At 41.7% G+C, this 21,325-nt stretch carries 16 protein-coding genes and 2 pseudogenes; all 18 read left to right on the plus strand.

What is annotated here, in order from left to right:
- Positions 1-90: 90 nt before the first annotated feature.
- A pseudogene (locus tag BS19_RS20220) lies at positions 91-210 on the plus strand (IS5/IS1182 family transposase); the annotation flags it as partial.
- A gap of 114 nt (positions 211-324) precedes the next feature.
- On the plus strand, positions 325-510 hold the full coding sequence (locus BS19_RS14010; RefSeq protein WP_038176064.1) for a hypothetical protein: 186 nt from the start codon (positions 325-327) through the stop codon (positions 508-510).
- A 153-nt stretch (positions 511-663) separates the two neighbouring features.
- Positions 664-840, plus strand: a complete 177-nt coding sequence (gene mads1, locus BS19_RS14015; RefSeq protein WP_009842282.1) for a methylation-associated defense system helix-turn-helix domain-containing protein MAD1 — start codon at positions 664-666, stop codon at positions 838-840.
- Positions 837-2,336: a type I restriction-modification system subunit M gene (locus tag BS19_RS14020; protein WP_038176065.1), complete on the plus strand. Its 1,500-nt coding sequence runs from the start codon at positions 837-839 to the stop codon at positions 2,334-2,336. Before mads1 ends, BS19_RS14020 begins: the two co-directional genes overlap by 4 nt.
- 40 nt (positions 2,337-2,376) lie before the next feature.
- On the plus strand, positions 2,377-3,888 hold the full coding sequence (locus BS19_RS14025) for a type I restriction-modification system subunit M (RefSeq protein ID WP_038176066.1): 1,512 nt from the start codon (positions 2,377-2,379) through the stop codon (positions 3,886-3,888).
- Positions 3,889-5,058 (plus strand): restriction endonuclease subunit S, encoded by a 1,170-nt coding sequence (locus tag BS19_RS20430; RefSeq protein WP_051686540.1) that lies wholly within the window; start codon positions 3,889-3,891, stop codon positions 5,056-5,058.
- A 3-nt stretch (positions 5,059-5,061) separates the two neighbouring features.
- Entirely contained in the window at positions 5,062-8,124 is a 3,063-nt protein-coding gene (locus BS19_RS14035) for a type I restriction endonuclease subunit R (protein WP_038176068.1), read from the plus strand.
- Positions 8,125-8,145: 21 nt separating this feature from the next.
- On the plus strand, positions 8,146-9,879 hold the full coding sequence (locus BS19_RS14040) for an AAA family ATPase (protein ID WP_038176070.1): 1,734 nt from the start codon (positions 8,146-8,148) through the stop codon (positions 9,877-9,879).
- Positions 9,876-11,783, plus strand: coding sequence for an N-6 DNA methylase (locus BS19_RS14045; protein ID WP_038176071.1), 1,908 nt, complete (start codon positions 9,876-9,878; stop codon positions 11,781-11,783). The genes BS19_RS14040 and BS19_RS14045 overlap by 4 nt, the downstream gene beginning before the upstream one ends.
- 723 nt (positions 11,784-12,506) lie before the next feature.
- A complete protein-coding gene (locus tag BS19_RS14050) occupies positions 12,507-13,409 on the plus strand; it encodes a LysR substrate-binding domain-containing protein (RefSeq protein ID WP_038176072.1) in 903 nt (300 codons plus the stop codon).
- A 343-nt stretch (positions 13,410-13,752) separates the two neighbouring features.
- A complete protein-coding gene (locus BS19_RS14055) occupies positions 13,753-14,415 on the plus strand; it encodes a cysteine hydrolase family protein (protein WP_038176073.1) in 663 nt (220 codons plus the stop codon).
- A 14-nt stretch (positions 14,416-14,429) separates the two neighbouring features.
- Positions 14,430-15,302, plus strand: coding sequence for an oxamate carbamoyltransferase subunit AllH family protein (locus BS19_RS14060; protein ID WP_038176075.1), 873 nt, complete (start codon positions 14,430-14,432; stop codon positions 15,300-15,302).
- A gap of 62 nt (positions 15,303-15,364) precedes the next feature.
- Positions 15,365-16,909 (plus strand): acyl-CoA synthetase FdrA, encoded by a 1,545-nt coding sequence (gene fdrA / locus BS19_RS14065; protein ID WP_038176077.1) that lies wholly within the window; start codon positions 15,365-15,367, stop codon positions 16,907-16,909.
- Positions 16,910-16,920: 11 nt separating this feature from the next.
- Complete coding sequence (locus BS19_RS14070) at positions 16,921-18,348, plus strand: YlbE family protein (RefSeq protein ID WP_038176078.1); 1,428 nt, start codon at positions 16,921-16,923, stop codon at positions 18,346-18,348.
- Positions 18,345-19,295 (plus strand): carbamate kinase, encoded by a 951-nt coding sequence (locus tag BS19_RS14075; protein WP_038176079.1) that lies wholly within the window; start codon positions 18,345-18,347, stop codon positions 19,293-19,295. The genes BS19_RS14070 and BS19_RS14075 overlap by 4 nt, the downstream gene beginning before the upstream one ends.
- 43 nt (positions 19,296-19,338) lie before the next feature.
- Positions 19,339-19,728, plus strand: coding sequence for an allophanate hydrolase-related protein (locus tag BS19_RS14080; protein WP_038176080.1), 390 nt, complete (start codon positions 19,339-19,341; stop codon positions 19,726-19,728).
- Between the two features lie 99 nt (positions 19,729-19,827).
- Entirely contained in the window at positions 19,828-21,075 is a 1,248-nt protein-coding gene (locus BS19_RS14085) for a cytosine permease (protein ID WP_038176081.1), read from the plus strand.
- A gap of 100 nt (positions 21,076-21,175) precedes the next feature.
- Positions 21,176-21,304 (plus strand): annotated as a pseudogene (locus tag BS19_RS20595) (HNH endonuclease); the annotation flags it as partial.
- Positions 21,305-21,325 lie beyond the last annotated feature (21 nt).

Below are 21,325 nucleotides of genomic sequence, written 5' to 3' on the forward strand. Positions count from 1 at the left end.
CCACATCAGTATAACGGTGGCCTAACGCCCAATGAATCAGAAAGATTATATTGGGAAAACTCTAAAACCGTGGCCAATTTTAGTTGACCACTACATGCATCACTCACTCTTCGTAATTACAATGCACAAGTTGGGGAGACTTACGCGATGATCAAAGCACTCAACAAGTTAACAGGGATAGGAATGCCCGAAACTCAGTATATCGTCTAAAAGGTGAACGATTAAGCTAGCGTCCGCTCGTAAGCTGAATTCAGCAACAAAGCCCCGTACTGGTTTACTCCTAATGGGAAGGCTCAGATTGAACGAATTGTGCCAACTTACCCAATGAGTAAGGAAGTTGCAAAATATGCTGAAGTGAAAAAAATACTGGTGCTCTATCGCTTAGCATTTGGACAACCGAGACAGCAAGAACTCTTGGAAAGCTTTACAGCCTGCGATATAGAAAGTGAAGAATTTAATCGAGTGAAGGACTCGTTGATCATCGACCTTGCCCCTTTGAATGCTATCTGATTTGTCCCCACCAGCAAAAGCTGGTGGGGATTCGTATTTTTTCTATGCACTCAGTCTTGTATTGAGTCATCCCACATTGCCGATTCCCCAATTTTCCCATATTCTCTCACTATTAATTCTGATGAATAAAACCAACATGAGATAACACTCTGAATGGTAGACCAAATTTTAACCTTGAAAGAGGTGGCCGCTTATCTAAAGCTGGCCGAAAAAACAGCATATAGATTAGCAAGCGAAGGAAAGCTTCCTGGTTTCAAAGTCGGCGGTTCTTGGCGCTTCAAACGTGAAGACCTTGAGGCGTGGATAGAAGAGAATAAGAGCAAGCAATGACATTAATAAATCTCAAAGACTTAGAAGCGCACCTTTGGCATGCGGCCCACATTATTACGGGACCAATTGACGCTTCAGACTACAAAACCTACATCTTCCCAATCTTGTTCTTTAAGCGCATCTGTGATGTTTACGATGAAGAATTCGAAGAGGCGATGGAGCAAGTGGGTGATGAAGAGCTTGCGAAAGGCGACATGTTTCACCGCATTCAAATTCCAGCTAACTGTCATTGGAAAGATGTGTTTGCAGAAACTAAGGACATCGGCCAAGCCTTAAAAGATTCATTCCGTGGCATTGAGCTAGAAAACCCACAGCTGCATGGCATTTTTGGTGATGCGAGCTGGACCAACAAAGAGCGTCTATCAGACGAACTGCTATCGACACTACTCAACCATTTCAACAAGGTTAACCTTGGTGTATCGAGTGTACGTAATGATGACATGGGCCGTGCTTACGAATATCTCATCAAGCGCTTTGCAGATAAAGCAAACAAGAAAGCAGGTGAGTTCTACACACCGCGTACCATTGTTCGTCTTATGGTTAATATTCTAGACCCACAAGCTAACGAAAGCGTTTATGACCCGGCTTGTGGTACAGGCGGTATGCTGCTTGAAACCATCCACCATGTTAAAGAGAGTGGCGGCGACCCACGTCTTCTAAAAATCAAAGGTCAAGAGAAGAACCTGACCACCGAAGCCATTGCGCGAATGAACTTGTTCCTACACGGACAAGAAGATTTTGAAATTGTTCGTGGTGATACACTTCGTGATCCTAAGTTCCTGAAAAATGACCAACTAGAAAACTTTGACTGTGTAATCGCAAACCCACCATTTAGCTTAAAAGAGTGGGGGCATGATCATTGGACAAGTGATCCTTATGGCCGTGCTAGCTTTGGCCTAGCACCAAAAACTAACGGGGATTTTGCTTGGGTTCAGCATATGTTTGCTTCATTGAATGATGAAGGGCGAATGGCGGTAGTGCTGCCACATGGTGTGCTTTTCCGTGGTGGTGCTGAAGGTAAAATTAGGACCAAGCTATTAAAAGAGAACCGCATTGTTGCAGTAATCGGTGTGGCTTCAAATCTGTTCTACGGTACAGGCATCCCTGCTTGTATTCTCGTGTTGCGTAAAGCTAGGCCAGAAGAGCATAAAGACCATGTGCTGATTGTGAATGCGGAAGAGATCTTTACTAAAGGCCGAGCGCAAAACACCTTGTCAGAGCCTCAAGCTGATGAGATTTACGACATCTATCAGAAGATGCGTACCAAAGGCCCTAAGGCAGACGACATTGAAGGTGTTGCACGTTGGGTGCCACATAGCGAGATTGAAGAGAACGATTTCAACTTAAACATCGCTCGTTATGTACAAAAGCCGCTAGAAGAAGAAACCATTACCGTAGAAGAAGCGTTGAAAGATTTCCAGCAAAAGTTAGCAGCCCTAGAAGTAGCTGAACAAGAGTTAGAAGCCTTGTTAATCAAAGAGGGCTTTGAGCTATGAATAAGAACAAATCAGCCCTGAGCGTTCAGGAGCGCAGCGAATGAATAAAAACAAACTAGAAGACCTACTTTGGGGCGCTGCAGAGTTCCTACGTGGGCAAATTGATGCGTCTGATTATAAGCAGTACGTATTCCCACTGTTGTTCTTTAAGCGCCTATCGGATGTATATCTAGAAGAGTATAACGAAGCACTCGAGCTGCACGAAGGTGATGCCGAATATGCAGCTATGTCGATGTATCACCGTTTCGATATTCCAGCAGAAGCGAGCTGGGAGAAAGTGCGCAACACGAGCAAAGACATTGGTGAAGCGATTCAAAATGCACTGCGTTTGATTGAAGCAAAGAATGAGCGTTTGCATGGTGTATTTGGTGATGCGCAATGGACCAATAAAGAGCGTCTTCCGGATCATCTACTCTCTGACCTTATTCATCATTTCAGCAAAATCCCATTAGGGATTAAGTCGGTTGCTCAAGATGATTTGGGTGAAGCTTACGAATACCTGATAAAAAAGTTTGCGGATGACTCAGGCCATACGGCTGCCGAGTTCTATACCAACCGGACAGTCGTGCATTTGATGACTCGTATCATGAAGCTTAAGCCTGGCGAGAGTGCGTACGATCCGACCTGTGGTACGGGTGGTATGCTGCTGAATGCTGTGATGGATTTACGCTCTCAAGGTGAGGAGTCTTCAACCAACGGACAACAGTGGCGTGGCGTGCATTTGTATGGCCAAGAAGTAAACCTGTTAACCTCTGCCATTGCACGTATGAACATGTTCCTACATGACATTGAAGAGTTCGATGTTATGCGTGGCGATACCTTAGGCGACCCTAAGTTTATCGAGAACGATCAACTTAAACAGTTTGATGTTATTTTCGCTAACCCTCCGTATTCTATCAAAAAGTGGAACCGTGAAAAGTTCGCCGCTGACCCGTATGGCCGCAATATGTACGGTGTACCACCGCAGGGTTGTGCTGATTATGGATTCTATACCCATATCATCAAGAGTTTGAAACCCGAGACAGGGCGTGCAGCCATGCTTTGGCCTCATGGGGTGTTGTTCCGTGATTCTGAGCAAGCGATCCGTAAACAGGTAATTGAATCTGACATCATTGAAGCGGTAATAGGACTTGGGCCAAATCTGTTCTACAACTCGCCAATGGAATCGTGCGTGGTAGTGCTTAACTGCAATAAACCTGCTGAGCGCAAAAACAAGATTCTCTTTATCAATGGTGTAGAACATGTAACCCGCGAGCGTGCCCACAGCCGCTTATCTGATGATGATTTAGATGTGCTTTGTGAAGCTTATTTCAAGCCAGACAACCAAAGTAATATTACTGCTTTGGTGAATATCGAAACCATTAAAGAAAACCTCTACAACCTGTCGATTCCTCTATATGTGCAGGCACAAAACAATAGTGAAGTGCATGATATTGAAGTTGCTATCGAGGAATGGAAAGTAAACCGTGTGCAATTGAAAAAGCAAATCAATAAGTTATTCCAAAGCCTTACTGCACTTGGATATACAGTTGAAAGTAAGGTGGAGAAATAAATGACCGAGCAACAATTACCAGAAGGTTGGCAAATGGTTAAGTTTGGCGATATTGCTGAACATTTATCTAAGCGTATCAACCCTGTTGTGGGAGATGAGGCGAAGTACATAGGCCTTGAACACCTAGACAGTGGTAGTTTAGTAGTAGAACGTTGGGGTAGCTCTGTACCTTTAAAAGGACAGAAGTTGGCTATTAGAAAAGGTGATATTCTATTTGCTAAAAGAAATGCTTATTTAAAAAGAGTAGCGATTGCACCTTTTGACGGAATATTCTCTGCTCATGGTATGGTAATTCGACCTATAGGAAATTTAGTCATCCCTGAGTTTTTACCGATATTCATGCAATCTAAAGAATTTATGGATAGAGCTATTGCTATATCGGAGGGGTCGTTGTCACCAACCATAAAATGGAAAACTTTGGCCCTTCAGAGTTTTATCTTTCCTTCCATTGAGTTGCAAATAAAAATTGTGGACAATCAAAGAGCCGTTCAGCGGTTGATAGATGCAAATTATGAGCTTCTAAAGTCAGCAAAGAAACTACTGGTTTCACAAATCATAAACACCTTTAGACCAAGTAAAGATTGGACTAGCTACAGATTGTCAGAGCTATGTGAAGTTAAAGGTGGTAGACAACGAAATCCAGAAAACACAACAGGATTACGCCCATATAAATATCTGAGACCAGCCAATATCAAGCGAGGAGAATGGCGACTTGATGATGTTAAAGACATGGACTTTTCTGAAGATGAGCTGAAAATATACTCATTAACTCCTGGTGATATTTTACTTGTAGAGGGTGGGGAAGCAGAAGACGTAGGTGACCCAGCATTTTGGGAAGATAATATCTCTGAAACTGTCTGTTTTCAAAATACGCTGATTAGATTGCGAGCAAAAAAAAATAAAATAAGCTCAAAGAATTTATTCTGGTTAATGACTTTTTTACATAAAAGCGGAACGTTTAGAGCGATAGCTGCCGGAACGAAGATTAAGCATATAGGGACAAAAAATACTTCAATGCTAAGTGTCAAAATGCCTAAAGATATTTCTTCTTTAGATAAGTCAATAAATGCTTTGGAGATTACAAGAGCTAATATTTTTGCTCTTGATGCAAAGTTAATCAGTGTGAAAAGTTTATATCACTCGATGTTAGCGGAACAGCTTAAGGAATAACAAATGTTTAACGAACAAACAGTCACTGAAGATGGAATAATTGACCGCTTAAAAGGCTTAAGTGGAGTGAAGTGGAATTACTGCCACGGTGAGAATTTGCCCAAAAAAACTCACGATATCTTCGTTGATACTTGGCTTAAAGACGCGCTTTGTTCGTTAAACCCTGATATTGGCAAAAATCCCGATTATGCTGATGAGGTGATCTACAAACTTCGTGGCTTGATGTTGGAAGCCAAGCACACGGGCTTAGTCAAAGCCAACGAGAATTTCCATGAATGGTTAATGGCAGAAAAAAGCCTACCGTTTGGTGAAAATGGTGATCATATCACTATCAAGTTGATTGATTTTGATACTCCCGAAAACAACCACTTTGTCGTTTCTCAGCAGGTTCATTTCATTGCAGCGACAGAAGTGTTTTTCGATATCGTTCTGTATGTGAACGGTATCCCACTGGTGGTGGGAGAAGTGAAATCTGCCACTCGTCCAAGTGTGACTTGGCAAGATGGTGCCGCCGATTTTATGGGTGGCCAAAAGCATTATTGGAAAAATGTTGAGCCTTTCTTCGTGCCAAACCTTCTGTGTTTTGCTTCTGAAGGTCGCACCTTTGCTTATGGTGCAATTAATGCCCGAGTGAAAGATTGGGGCCCATGGCATAAAACCGATCAGCGAGATGAGATTCCAGCTAGCTTAGCGACAGTTCTTGATAGCTGTGAAGGCTTGCTGAACCCAGAAACATTGCTGCAAATGCTAGAGTCCTTTGCGCTCTTTTCAACAGTGAAAACAGGGAAAGACACACCACCTAAACGCATTAAAATCTTACCGCGTTACCCTCAATTTGAAGCCGCAAAGCAAATTGTTGAGCGTGTAAAAAAAGGTTATCCCAAAAAAGGACTTATCTGGCACTTCCAAGGGTCAGGTAAGTCTTTGCTTATGCTCTATGCCGCTCGCATGCTCAGGGCTGACAACCAATTGAAAAATCCAACCGTGTTGATCGTGGTAGACCGTCGAGATCTCGATAGCCAAATCAATGAAACCTTTGGTGGAGCGGATGTTAAAAACCTCATCAAAGTACAAAGCTGTAAAAAGCTCGGCGAGCATATAGAGCAAGATAGTCGTGGCATTTTGATCACCACAGTCTTCAAGTTCAAAGATGTCGAAATCGATGAGAGCAATGAAAAAGGCCTAAATAGTCGAGACAATATTATCGTGCTGGTGGATGAAGCGCACCGTACTCAAGAAGGCTCTCTTGGCGACAAAATGCGCTGGGCACTGCCTCACGCTCACTTCTATGGTTTAACAGGTACACCGATTTCTGGTATCGACCGCAACACCTTCAAACTCTTTGGCGCCGAAGAGGATGAAGGGCGTTATATGAACCGCTACAGCTATAAGCAGTCCATAAGAGATAAAGCGACCAATGCAGTGAAGTTCGAGCCTCGTTTGGCTGAGCTTCGTGTCGATCGTGCAGCGATTGATGAAGCTTTTGAACAAATGGTCAAAGACAACGACCTGGACGATGATGAGAAAATGGCATTGTCTAAACGTGCTGGCCGCTTAGCGATTATGTTGAAGGCGCCAAAACGCATGGCGGCAGTAAGCGAAGATATTGCCAATCACTTTGTAAGCCATGTAAAGCCGAAGCAGATGAAAGGCATGGTTGTGGTCTATGACCGAGATGCCTGCGTTCAGATGTATTACTTACTTGGCAAGAAACTAGGCTTTGATGCGGTTGAAGTGGTCATGAATGTCGACCAAGCACCGATCAAAGATGAAGACGCAAGTAAGAAAGGTAAGGTTAACAAGGACTGGCGTAAATGGAAGCAAGACCTTGAGCTGCCTATCAAAGAGCCCGACTTTGAACGTTGGCAAGAGATTGATGGTAATGACCAAAAGCAGAAGAGCCTGATTGAGGATTACAAAGACCCAAAACAACCACTTCAATTGCTGATTGTTACCGCAAAACTGTTAACTGGTTTTGATGCACCTATCTGTTACTGCATGTACCTAGATAAGCCATTACGTGACCATACCTTGTTGCAAGCAATGTGCCGTACTAACCGTTTGTACGAGACTGATAATGTCAGTAAGCAAATGGGCCTTATCATTGATTACCTTGGCGTATTTGAGAACTTGCGTACCGCACTTGCTTATGATCCTGAAGAAATCGATGGTGTTGTAGAAGGCATTGAGGCCTTTAAGGAGCTCCTGCCAGCTCAGCTAGATAAGTGTTTAAGCTTCTTCCCTAACGTCGACAGAACCATCGACGGCTTTGAAGGGATTATGGCAGCGCAAGCTTGCTTACCAACTAACGAGAAACGCGATGAGTTTGCGGCCTCTTTTGGTGTATTAGCTAAATTATGGTCGGCGATTAACCCAGATGCGTTCTTAACGCCTTATCGAGCTGATTATAAATGGTTGGTTCAAATATATGAATCTGTCCGTCCTGTAGGGCAGACAGGCTCTCTCGTGTGGGCTGCGCTAGGTCCAGAAACTATCAAAATGATTCACGAGCATACCGATATTAATCGTATTCGTGATGATATTGATGAGTTGGTTATGGATGAGCACGCTATCTTCACGTTGACTGAGAAAGAACAAGAGAAGCGCGCAAGCCAGCTAGAGATTGATCTAATGGGTCGCCTACGTGGTAGCGGTAATCCGAAGTTTATCGCTCTCGGTGAGCGCTTAGAAAAATTGCGCCAAGATTATGAAGCTGGTGTAATCAAAGCAATAGATTGGCTTAAAGGGCTACTTGATACTGCTAAGGATACCGTCCAGGCTGAACGTGAAACTGGCGACTCACCTGTAACCCAAGAAGATAACAAACAAGCTCTAACAAAACTGTTCTTAGAAACTCGCCCCGAGAGCACTCCTAAGCTAATCGGCGATGTTGTAGAGCAGATTGACAAGATTGTAAAAGCCAAACGCTTTAAAGGCTGGCAGAGCTCGAACAGTGGCCCGAGAGAGATTCAAAAGGCATTGCTACTAACATTAGCGCAGTTTGGTTTAGGAAAAGACAAAGAACTGTTCGCTAAGGCGTACGGTTATATTGAAGAACACTACTAATAAAAAATGCTAGGAACAAGCATGGAACTTCTATTACCCAAGAATAATCTTTGCACTCAAGAGCAAAATATAAATTTTCAAAAAGTTTCTGCACTAATTGGTGAAAATGGTGCGGGTAAGTCATCCATTCTTCAGTCGATTTTTAATAATCGATTGGAAAGTGGAGTTTATCACGATAAGAAGATTGTTTGCTTTTCGTCTGGGCAGAATGAAAAATTTTCCAGATATTTTTCAAAATATTTAGCTAGTGAACGACAGGCTAATAGAGGGCTAACCTTAGGTTGTTGTTACTACGATAAATCATGGTCTAATCTTTTGATTTTTCTTGCATCTATGAGTTGCAATGGGCGTGTGAGAGGCTTTTTAACTAGCAAAGAATATATCGAGCAATCAGATGAAGAACTAGACGATATCTCTAGCAAACTAGTCACATATATAAAAATTGATCAGCCATATATTAATCGAATTAATGACGCTCTGAGAGATGAAGAACAGGGAATAGAAGATACTTTTAGAACATCGGCTTATCATAGAACTCTAGAAAGCTTCGTTAATACAATAGTGGATACTGCTTATGATTTTGATGTTCCTTTACCAGAACAAGAAGTAGTTATTAACTATGAAAACTTTTTTCTTCCATCATTCGAAGAACAAGAAGGTGATTTTTTTGATGAAAAGGTAACGTTTTTTACTCAAGCGGCTGATAATAATTATTTTTTTAAACGCTTGTCGATGAGCTTACATTTTAAAAATGAGTTAACGTTAGATGATCTTAGCGATGGTGAATATCAAATATTGTTTCTATATGCGTTGATAGACTTGTTCGATAGCGAGGATACTCTATTTTTATTAGATGAAGTAGATTCACATTTACACTATAAGAATATTGAAAATTTATGGGATGCTTTACACTCAATTGAAGGTTATGCAATTACAACGACTCATTTGCTAGATTCTATCACTTCGCCAAAGAATGGTTTTGATAACCTTAAAATAGTTCAAAATGGAACGATAAAGGAACATGGTAAGGTAAAGGCCGTAATTGATAGGCTTTCTAATTTGTCTAGAATGAAGTCTGTGCAGTTTGATATTTGTAATAAGTTAAAAAATATAGTTTTAATGGATGACTATAATGATTGGACGATATTTTTAGCGTTAGCTAAACGTAAAGGTTTGGATATCTCACAATTATCTTCAATATTTGTAATTAAACAAGAATCTAGTTGTGGAGGTGCAAACGAAGAACTAGGGAAGAAAAAGTTTGAGTGGGTTGAGTCTTTATTATCTTCAGAATCTAATAGATGTACAGAGAATATATTCCTAATTTGTGATAGAGATGAAGCACTTGTTGATTTTCATCATAATGGCGTATCGGTTGTTGGTCAGAAAAGTAAAGATGCAATAAAGAAAGCAAAAGGAAATCAAAAACGACTAGAATTACACTTCTTAGCTTGGAAAAGACGAGAAATTAAAACGTACTTACTTTCTTTCACAGCTCTTAATGAAAGTGGTGTTATTGGAGAAGTTAACAATGGAAAACTACCAGCAGACTACCATTTACGTGTAGATGATCCTGGAGACAACGAATCTATCCGAGCACTAGACGTTAAAAGTTACATTACTGATCTTATTGATACTGCTGGTGTTGGTCTTGATGAAACTAAGTTGAACGCTTACGTTAGTAAAATCCCCGAGTCTGAGATAAGTGAAGATATAGAAAATATGTATAACTACTTACGGGGTAGTCTGTCATGAATAAAAGTAAGCAATTATTTAGTGAATTGTTGTTGTTGTTAAAAAAAGAAAGAAAAATAAAAAACACAAATCAAGTTGTTGAATTTATATCGATTTTTATTTATATAAAGTATCTTCAGTTAAGCTCGTTAAGTGAAGATGCCCACTTTTGTTTTGATAGAGATGAAGTAAATGAACTTAGTCAAAATTGTCGTAAGATAATTAAGTATAGTCGGTGTGGATTATATTGGCATAGTGATGGTTTTGATATTGACGATTTACTTATTAATTCAGCTGAAAGGTATATTTTAAATTCAAGTAATACGGGGGTTTTATATTGTCTTTCTGATTTTTTAAATAGCATGGATGATGTTTTTGAATTAAAGGAATTGAAGGAGTTATATAATGATCTTATAAATAAGATGACTTTGGAATCTTCTCAGTCGGGTGAATTTTATACGCCAAAAACCATATCTGAAGTAGTGGTTTCTTATCTTAAACCAAATGCTTTCAATAACATATTTGATCCAGCTTGTGGTACGTCAGGATTTTTAGTTGAGGCAGCTAAGTATATTGAAAACAATGATGGTGTCTGCTCAAATAATCTAATTCTCCATGGTGCTGATATATCGTTCTTTGCATGTATTGTTTCTAAAGTTAACTTGATTTTAAATTGTGAATCTGATTTTTCCATTAATCTTGGAGATTCACTAAATATAATAGACTATAATTACAGTCGTGATAGTTCGAATGAAAAGTATGATATTATTTTAACTAATCCGCCTTTTGGTAAAGCGAGTGCTAGTAACGTTCATTGGCATGAACAAGAACAATTTATTGATTATAACTTTTTAAGGTTGGTAATGTTTTCTCTGAAAGTTAATGGTCGAGCAGCAGTTATACTTCCAGAAAGGTTTATTTATGATTCTAGTTTTCAAGCTAAAGAATTAAAGAGGGAGTTATTCAATCAATTTGATGTTGATTGTATATTATCATTGCCATCCGGAGTCATGCTGCCTTATACGGGAGTTAAGTTAGTCATAGTTTTTTTCTCAAACACCTATCCAAGTGGTAATGTTTGGTTTTATCAACTAGAGAAAAATGAAAAATTAACTAAAAACAAAAAATTAAAAATCGAAGATTTTGATGATTTTTTCAAGAGAGAAAGAAATAAAGAGGAATCTGACAATTCTTGGTTAATACCTATTGATAAGATAGTGGGAAATTATAACCTTCTTGAAGGAATAAAAAGTAAAAAGGATTTTTCTGACTTTGATTGTTTCTTTGAATCTTTAACTGTGATTGATAATATTAAGGATGAAGTTGTAGTTCGTGTCGATACTATAAATAATATCATGAAGAATGTTGAGCGTAAAGTTAACGACATTAGTAGTTCAATAAATCATTCTAAATTTAAGGTTGGGGAATTAGTTAAATCACTAAAAACAGTACCACTCTCTAAAGAAAAACTGCAAAATGAAGGTGGTTATAAAGTTTATGGTGGAAATGGTGTAATTGGGTACTATGATGAATTTATTCATTCTGGAGAATTCATTGTTGTCGGTCGCGTCGGTGCTTTGTGTGGAAATGTGCATTATGTCCAGGGAGATATTTGGGTTACGAATAACTCGATAGTTTTCGAATGTACAGACCTAGCTAGAGTACATCCCCCATATCTTGCAAGATTACTCTCAAATAAAGATTTACGAAGATTAGCTTCTGGTACTGCACAAGCTCATCTCACAGTTACTAAAGTTAAGGACATTGAGATCAAGTTGCCTCCACTTCATATTCAGATTGAGCTTGAAGAGCTTTTGCTTCGCCTGGATAAAGAGTTTACGCTCAAAGAAGAGTTAATTGAGCGCTTAAACAAGACAAGCGGTTTGCTAAAAAATGAGCTTAGTCATCATTTACTCCAAATCTGATTCTAGATTATCTTTAAATTCTTAGATCCTGTAATAGATTGGCTGCCTTTGGCAGCCTCTGGTGTAGCAAATCATCAGCTTTGAAGTATTGTTCATTAAGCGCCATGTTAGCCTGTCAACGCCAGCTTATAGATATTACAAGCAGCGAGTCGTTATGCTATAACAGGCCGAAAGGACAATTTTCATAGGATCGCTTAAAACTCAACGTTTTTCATTAAGTAATACCTATGGTAATACCTTTTGACTTTCTCTATATATAAATCATTATGAATCAGTGTGTTATGGGATTAACTCTGCTGTCTCACTCCCGCCACATTCGAAAAGGTCTGATTTGTCAGGCCTTTTTTCATATCTGAAGGTTCGACAAGATAGCTGCAGCCCACACTGGAGCTAACACATGCTATCAAATCATCGTTTACCCTCACGCAAAGCATTGTACCTTTTTACTAGTAGAACAGGTGTCTATACCTTTCGATGGAGCATTAGGAATAATGGCTCACCAGCCTGCATTGAGTTTAAAAACCAGAGACTACTTAACGGCTGTTCGGTTCGCTTCCGACTTAGCAGGTTGGCTCCTTCCCCTAGTTAATCCAACGATTGATGAAGTGAAGTCTATTTAAGACGATTTTAGAGGCAAGAAAACGGACATTAACTACTGACAATAGAGCTAATGACCAACGAGTTTGGTATTATATTTGCGATTTCCTAATTGTGATTATTGCTATGCCATTATCAAAAGAGTCGCTAAAAACGATACATATCATTGCGAGTTCAGCTAATTTTGCCGTAGCTGCAGAACGATTAAATCGCGTACCATCTGCGGTGAGTTACACGGTTAAGAAGTTAGAGGAAGAGCTTGGATTCGACTTGTTCGATCGCTCAGGACGTCAAGTTAAGTTAACTCCAGCAGGGCATTATTTCATTGAGCAAAGTAGCTGGATGTTGGACTCGTTTGAGGAATTGGTTCGCAACAGTACCCTAATTAGTAGCGGTGTTGATACTTCCTTTGATATTGCGATCAATAACATTATTAACCGTGATGGTGTCATCGAGTTAGTTAGCCATCTTAACCAGCAGTTTACCGCGACACAAATTGCGATTAAGACAGAAGTTTATAACGGCTGTTGGGATGCTCTTTATTCACGTCGTGCAGATTTAGTGATTGGTGCGCCACATTCTGCTCCAAAGCTGGAAGGGATTGTTTATCACACTCTTGGTAAGGTTGAATGGGATTTTATCGTTGGCCGAAGCCACCCATTGGCAGCCCATATTGATATTTTGACCACTGAAGAACTGCGTCGCTATCCAGTTATCGTAGTACGGGATACCTCGCAACATATTTCACCACAAGATTCATGGTCATTAACGGGGCAAAAGGTGATTTATGCGCCTGAATTGACGACCGCTATTCGTATGATTGAGCATGGGATTGGCATTGGATATATTCCTCATCATCGAATTAAAGAGCAGTTGAATCAAGGCACAGTGCTGAAAAAAGCGATTGTAGAGCACAAACAACCAACACAGCTGTTTTATGCATGGCATGCACAGAGGCAAAGTCCGGTTCTAGAGTGGTGTGTCAACTACTTGATTAAAAATGAACATAAGTTCAACTGGCACAATTAGTCGGATTGGAAAGCGAGCTTTATGCTCGCTTTTTTAGTTGTGTGCTTGCATCACGTTTATAGGGTCGTTCAGATCTCACTTTCTACACTTTAACCGCGTAAAAAATTGATGCTTCAATGCAAAAAGTTCTCGATATTGTCACTCAATTTTATTGTTTACTCTTTTGTTAGTAACGAATTGGTTATTGTTGTGATGGCGATCCTATTTATCTTTTCTTGATGCAAATTCTTTGATGAATGAGGCTTAATTTTCTCACTTTTTTTGTATTTAACGTAGATCTACACTTCATAACGAACGCAAAAGAGCGTCAACAAACACTAATAACAAAAAAGGTATGATAGTTATGATTAAGTCATTTAATGCTGAACCCTTTGCCCTAGAATTTGACCCTACAACTACTGCGCTGGTTATGATCGATATGCAGCGAGACTTTGTCGAACCAGGTGGTTTTGGCGAAGCGCTTGGTAACGATGTATCACTAGTACGCACCGCTATTGAACCTTGTGTTGCCGTTCTTGAAGCGGCTCGTCAAGCTGGTCTTACTGTGATTCATACACGTGAAGGTCACCGTGCGGATCTAACTGACTGCCCTGCTGCAAAACTGACGCGTGGCGGTAAAACATTTATTGGTGAGATTGGACCAAAAGGTCGCATCCTTATTCGTGGGGAAGAAGGCCATGACATCATTCCTGAGTTGTACCCAATTGCTGGTGAACCAATCATCGATAAACCAGGTAAAGGTGCATTTTATCAAACAGATCTACACCTAATTCTACAAACGCGTAATATCAAAACATTGATCGTGTGTGGTGTGACGACAGAAGTGTGTGTAACTACCACGGTACGTGAAGCAAATGACCGCGGTTATGAGTGCATCGTACCTGAGGATTGTGTTGGCTCTTACTTTCCAGAATTCCAAAAATACGCACTTGAGATGATTAAAGCTCAAGGTGGTATTTTCGGTTGGGTTTCGCACTCAAAAGACATTATCGAAGCGATTAAGTAACTGGGTCTTGAGCCATGTTACTTGCGGTAGAGAAAGGATGCCGATTTCCAGAGCAGGCATTTGATGGTCGAATTCATAGCGTTTTTAGTCATGCCATCAATATCATCAGTAATGATTCGAAGACTAAAAAGTGGGTTTCTATACTCGACCTCTCTCTACCCAATACACCTTGTGGTTTATCTGTGTCTCTTACTAGTGAGCCACTATTTAGCCAATGCCAAGTTGGTGACAAAGTGTATCTTCGTGGTGGTATTTTACGTTTTTCGACGGATGCCAGATTGAGCGTAGATAGTCGTTCAGCAATAAAATGGAAGTATCCACCACAAGTAAATGAATATTCGTTGAGTCAATTAAAAAATAACATTCACCATATAGAAAACCATTTTATTAAATATGTAAACAATCGGATTAATCCAAAGCTACATGTCACTACTTATAGTGACTATTTAAATTATATCGCGATTGATTTTGATTTTGATTTAGTGAGTAAGCCTGAATCTATAGTTGACAATTTGGGAAGAGGCCAAGGTCTTACTCCTTCTGGTGATGATTTTATTTGTGGAGTACTGGCACTATTGAACTATGTGACTCAGTATTTAGGCTCTTCGCGGTGCTCTTATCGCATAGTGCAAGAAAGGATCGCCAACGCATGCAGTGTGCAATGGCATAAGACGACGGATGTCAGCCGCCACTATTTACAGCAGGCATGTGAAGGTGACTTCTCCCAGCCAGTTACGTGGTTGGTGTATTCAATATTTAATTCTACTTGTTTTAATGAAGTGGAAGAAATAATTAATGACGTACTTGAAATAGGTTCGAGTTCAGGAATTGATATCGTTTCAGGTATATTATTTGGCGCTCATTTTTTACAACAGAATATAGATTAGCTTGCGAGGTTATATCTATAAAACTTAACGATTGTAAATAATGCTAAAAAATGGTTCTTACTATGGCAATAAAATATAAAGCATTTGAAAATTTGTATCAGGACTCTGTGTCTTTGATGCAGTTGTCCGCACAACTAAATAAACTTGATGGGATAGAAGAAGCTTCAGTCGCAATGGGGACCGAGGCGAACCTGACACGTATGGCAGATGCGGGCTTTGGTTCTGATATCTGCGCAAAGCCTAATGATTTGGTTATTGCAGTGAAAGGGGAAGAGCAAGCGTGCGATCAAGCCATTAACCTGGCTCAAGAGCAATTAACGTCGCGTAAAAGCGAGGCGAGTGCTGCGAGTGATTATGTACAGCCATTAACTAGTTTTGCATTGGGTTTAGAGCAGCACCCAGAGGCGAATCTAGCATTGATCTCTGTGCCAGGTGAGTTTGCTGCGGCAGAAGCAATGAAAGCGCTGAATCTTGGCCTTAACGTGATGATGTTTAGCGATAACGTCTCACTAGAAGATGAACTAAAAATTAAACAATTGGCACAAGCGAAACAGCTTATGGTGATGGGACCCGATTGTGGCACCGCGATAATCAATGGTATTCCGCTGGGTTTTGCCAATGTGGTTCGTCAAGGTGAAATTGGTATTGTGGCGGCCTCTGGCACGGGGCTGCAAGAGGCGACATGTCGTGTACACCAGCTAGGTGCAGGCATATCACAAGCTTTAGGAACCGGTGGCCACGACTTACACCAAAACATTGGTGGTATTTCGATGCTGACAGGTCTTGAGGCACTAATTGAAGATGAGCAAACCAAGATTATTGTGTTGATTTCAAAACCACCAGCACAACAAATCGCAGAGCGCATTTTGCAGGTGGCGCAGTCAACCGAAAAGCCAGTGGTTGTGCATTTCCTCGGCGCGCCGACTGACAGCATTGAGCGTGAAGGTATTTACCCAGCTGCTAGCTTAGCGCATTCAGCCGAAGTCGCTGTGGCGTTGTTGAACCGACAAACTGTCACGCCACCTCAAACGGTTACCGTTGATATGACTAAATCAATATTAGAGCGTGCGAAATCGTTAGTGGCGTCTCAGAAATTTGTTCGCGGCGTTTTTGCTGGCGGTACATTCTGTTTTGAAGCTCAGCTTATTTGTCATCAAGCAGGTATTACGGGTTATTCCAATACGCCAGTTTCGACCTACAGCATGCTAGATGACGTATGGCAAAGCCAAGGAAATACCATTGTTGATCTAGGTGATGATGCCTTCACTCAAGGTCGTCCTCATCCCATGATTGACCCAACATTACGTAATCAACGAATTTTACAAGATGCGCGTGACCCACAAACGGCCGTCATTCTCTTTGATGTGGTACTTGGTTATGGTGCATCTGAGCAGCCTTTGGCAGAACTCTTGGCGGTATTAGAGCAATTGAAACAAGAGCAAGCTGAATTACCTGTATTTGTTGCTCATGTATGTGGCACATACAATGACCCTCAGTCGCGCGATCTAATTAAACAAGCGTTAAGTGACCAAGGTGTAATCGTTGCAGACTGCAATGCACAAGCTGCAGAGTTTGCCGCTCTAATCATTAATCAGCAAAGTCGATAAGGAGCTACAGAATGAAAGCTTTATTTAGTCAAAAACTGTCAGTTCTAAATGCGGGTTTAGCCAGTTTTGCAACCAATATTGAACGTGCGGGTGGTCGTGCGATTGCCATGAACTGGCAGCCGCCAGCCAATGGCGATAAGCAAGGTGGTACCGCACTGGCTGATATGACGAACCAGTTGGATATAGAGCAAGCGAACCAAGTTGCAATGAGTCGCTATTTGGCTGCTCAACCAACGTTAACTGATGTGATGTTAGCGGGTGAGGCTATCCCTGAACTTGCAGAACGAAAACTCATTCTGCATGCGGGTCCTCCGATTGCCTGGGAAAATATGTGTGGCCCAGTGCAAGGCGCGATTCTTGGCGCGATCGTCTATGAACAGTGGGCGGAAACAGTTGAACAAGCGCAAGTGATGATTGATTGCGGCGAAGTGCAGTTTGAACCTTGCCATCACTACGATGCGGTCGGGCCAATGGCAGGAATTATTAGTCGTTCAATGCCGGTTTGGGTTGTGGAGAACCAAACTGAATCTGGCATTCAGCGTGTCTTTTCTAACTTTAATGAAGGTTTAGGGAAAGTTCTACGTTTTGGCGCTAACAATAGTGATGTGATTGAACGTTTAGATTGGATGGGGACTGAGCTAGCGCAAGCTATGAAAGCAGCAGTGCGTGCAATTAATGGCTTAGAGCTGAAACCAATTATGGCGCAAGCGCTGCATATGGGTGATGAAGTTCATAACCGTAATGCGGCCGCTACGGGCTTATTGTTAAAACAATTGATTCCAGCGTTACTTTCTACTCAGTTAGAGCAAGGCCAGCTAAAGCAAGTGATCAGCTTTATAACTGGCAATGACCACTTTTTTTTGAACCTTTCTATGGCGGCGTGTAAGAGCATGCTTAAAGCAGCCGAAGGGGTTGAAAATAGCACTATGGTAACTGTGATGGCGCGCAATGGTGTCAACTTTGGTATTCAGCTATCGGGTACTGGCAAGCAGTGGTTCCAGGCGCCAGCTAACCCTGTCAATGGTCTGTTCTTTCCAGGTTATGGTGTTGAAGACGCAGCAGCCGATCTTGGTGACAGTGCGATTACAGAAACTGCCGGCGTAGGCGGTTTTGCGATGGCTTCTTCTCCAGCGATTGTTAAGTTTGTTGGCGGTACACCAAATGATGCCACTAACAATAGCCGTGCTATGCAGACTATTACGCTAGGAGGCAACCCAGCCTTTACTCTACCAGCATTGAACTTTGCGCCAACAGCGGCGGGCATTGACGCGCGTAAGGTGGTAGATAATGGCGTACTACCCATCATTAATACTGGTATTGCCCATAAACAAGCGGGTGTTGGCCAAATTGGTGCTGGCATTACGACTGCGCCTATGCAGTGTTTTGTTGATGCGTTGTGCGCACTTGATGAGCAGCGTCGCAGTGAGGTGATCTTATGAGTAAGCGTCCACTCGCCGTTGTCGCCTTTGGTGGTAATGCATTAATTGATGATAACGACCATTGCTCCATTCGAGATCAGTATCGCACGGTAGAAAACAACGTTGGCTACTTAGTGGACCTAATCGAACGTGGTTGGGACTTAGTGATTACTCATGGTAACGGCCCTCAAGTTGGCTTTATTTTGCGACGTTCAGAGTTGGCAGAGCACGAAGTCGCACCAGTCCCGGTGGATTACGCAGTAGGTGATACTCAAGGTGCAATTGGTTACATGTTCCAAAAAGCACTAACCAATGAGTTAAATCGAAGAGCGATTGCTCGACCTGTGGTGTCACTGGTGACACAGACTTGCGTTGATGCATGTGATGAAGCTTTTGTGAAACCGAATAAACCAATTGGCTCATTTATGACTCAAGAAGTTGCACAGCAATGTGCTGACAGTTTGGGCTGGAGCATCATGGAAGACTCAGGTCGTGGCTGGCGCCGCTGCGTAGCGAGCCCTAAGCCTTTAGCAATCGTCGAATTACCGAGTATAGAAAACTTAATTGCTAGCGGCACTTTGGTGATTGCCTGTGGTGGCGGTGGTATTCCCGTTGAGCGTGATCCGCAAGGCAATTTGATTGGTGTAGAAGCGGTAATTGATAAAGACGTTGCATCAGCGTTACTTGCAGAGAAGCTTCAGGCTGACATGCTAATTATTCCAACAGGCGTAGAGAAAGTGGCGATCAACTTTGGCCTGCCAAATCAGCAATGGCTTGATGACCTAACACCAGCTGAGGCGAAGCGACTTTGCGATGATGGCCAATTTGGTGAAGGCTCTATGAAACCGAAAGTCGAAGCTTTGCTGCAGTTTGTTGCCGCAAACCCTAATGGAGCGGGCCTCATTACTCAAGCAAACACATTGTTACAAGCGCTTGATGGCAACACTGGCACTTGGATTCGCAATTGATTTTATTTTGGCTCACTTGTTGGGCCGTTATTGGAGATGTTTTATGTCTACTGAGACAACACTACTAGCCGTGAATGGCACATTGATGCGCGGCCTTAAATTGAACCACAACTTAATTAATGTGGGTGCTGAGTTTGTACGAGAAGATGTGACAGACAAGCACTACCGTTTATGGTCGATCAATGATGATCACCCAGCGATGATTCGTACCATTGAAGAGAACAACTCAGTTGATCTGGAAATATGGGCATTACCAATGGCCGCGTTTGCCACGGTATTAAGCAATGAGCCTGCAGGCCTTTCAATTGGCAAAGTTAAACTGGCTGATGGTAGCGAGATACTTGGTGTACTAGGTGAACCTTGTTTGGTCGAAGGCCAAAAAGAGATAACTCATAGTGGTGGATGGCGTAAATACACCGAAGCGTTGAGCTAATGTCCTAGATTTTTATTCCAGCCATCTCATTAGCTTTATTGTTAAACCCTATACCGAGATGGCTGGAAATAATAACAATCGAAATAAAGGGTTTGAATTATGTCTAATAATAGAAAAAGCAATGATGAACTGAATACCGCATCAGGTTTTCAGATTTCCATGATCCTCCTTGGTATTCTGGTTACTCCGGTTCTTTTGGCTTCATCAAGTTTAGGTAGCCAGCTGGAGCTGGGCAATGCGGCTATGATTATTGCCGTCGGTAGTTTGATTCTTGCAGTTCTAGCGGTAATCAACATTTCAATTGGCGAGCAAGCTCGTTTACCTACCTATGGTATCGTTAAATTCTCATTTGGTAAGCAAGGCGCTATTGCAATCAACGTGATTATGGCGATCAGTCTTTTTGGCTGGATTGCCGTTACGGCAAACATGTTCGGTCACAGTGTCCATGACTTGTTATCCGGCTTTGGCTTGTCGATCCCCGTGCCAGTGTTAGTTGCTATTGGGTGTGTGATTTTTGTCGCTGCTACCGCAGCTGGTTTCGATATGCTGGGTAAAGTGTCTAAAATGGCAGTGCCTGTAATTGTGGTACTTATGTTTGTGGTTCTATTTTTGGCAACAGGTGCCGATATTGCTTCAACTGAGAAGTTGCAACAATTGCCATTTGGTACTGCGGTTTCATCAGTTGTGGGTACGATTATCGTGCTAGTGGCAACCTCTCCTGATTTTGGCAGTTTCGTACACAATCGCAAACACGCAATGATTGCTGGCGCATTAACGTTTGGCTTGGCTTACCCTGTGTTGTTTTTTGTTGGCGCAGTTCCTAGTTCGCTGACGTCAGAAGGTTCGTTACTTGGTGCGATGGCTTTAATTGGCACCACGCTACCAGCTGCTATTTTGCTGATCTTTGCTTGTGTCACTGGTAACGCAGGTAATATGTTCCAAGGCACGTTAGCCGTCTCGACACTGTTTACTAACATTGCGAAATGGAAGATAACAGTCGCGCTGGGTGTCCTAGCGACGATTCTAGGTAGCATGGACATTATGGGTTGGTTTATCCCATTCTTATTATTCCTTGGTATTGCTACACCACCAATTGCTGGTATTTACATTGCTGACTTTTTTATTAATCGCCGTCAAGGTTACGATGAATCATTACTAGAGAAAGAGGCTGCGGTAAAACCGATGACATTTGTGGCTTGGGGTATTGGCTCATTAGCGGGTTTTGCTACTGTAAATGGCATGTTTACTCTAACGGGTATTCCCTCAGTAGATTCGATTCTGGTTGCCTCTCTAGGTTATGCGCTATTGTGTCGAACAAAACCGCCAGTGGAGGTTTTGAGTAAATAAACCATCTTGCCGATTCTTCAAGTTGTTAATTTTTAACCACCGTCAAAAGCGGTGGTTTTTTTAATGTTCATTCAGACCCTATACTACAGTGCTGCGTTATCTCATTATCTCAGACTATCTTGAAGCACCTGAGGTTATAGGACTTCGAGAAGATATGTCATTTAGGGTTATGCGTGAACATAAGCCTTATCTTCGCTATCACCGAGGTGAGCTGTTTAAAGGGTTGTAATTGTTGGGCTCATTTTATCTC

Source organism: Vibrio pacinii DSM 19139, from assembly GCF_000711795.1.
Lineage (GTDB): Bacteria > Pseudomonadota > Gammaproteobacteria > Enterobacterales > Vibrionaceae > Vibrio > Vibrio pacinii.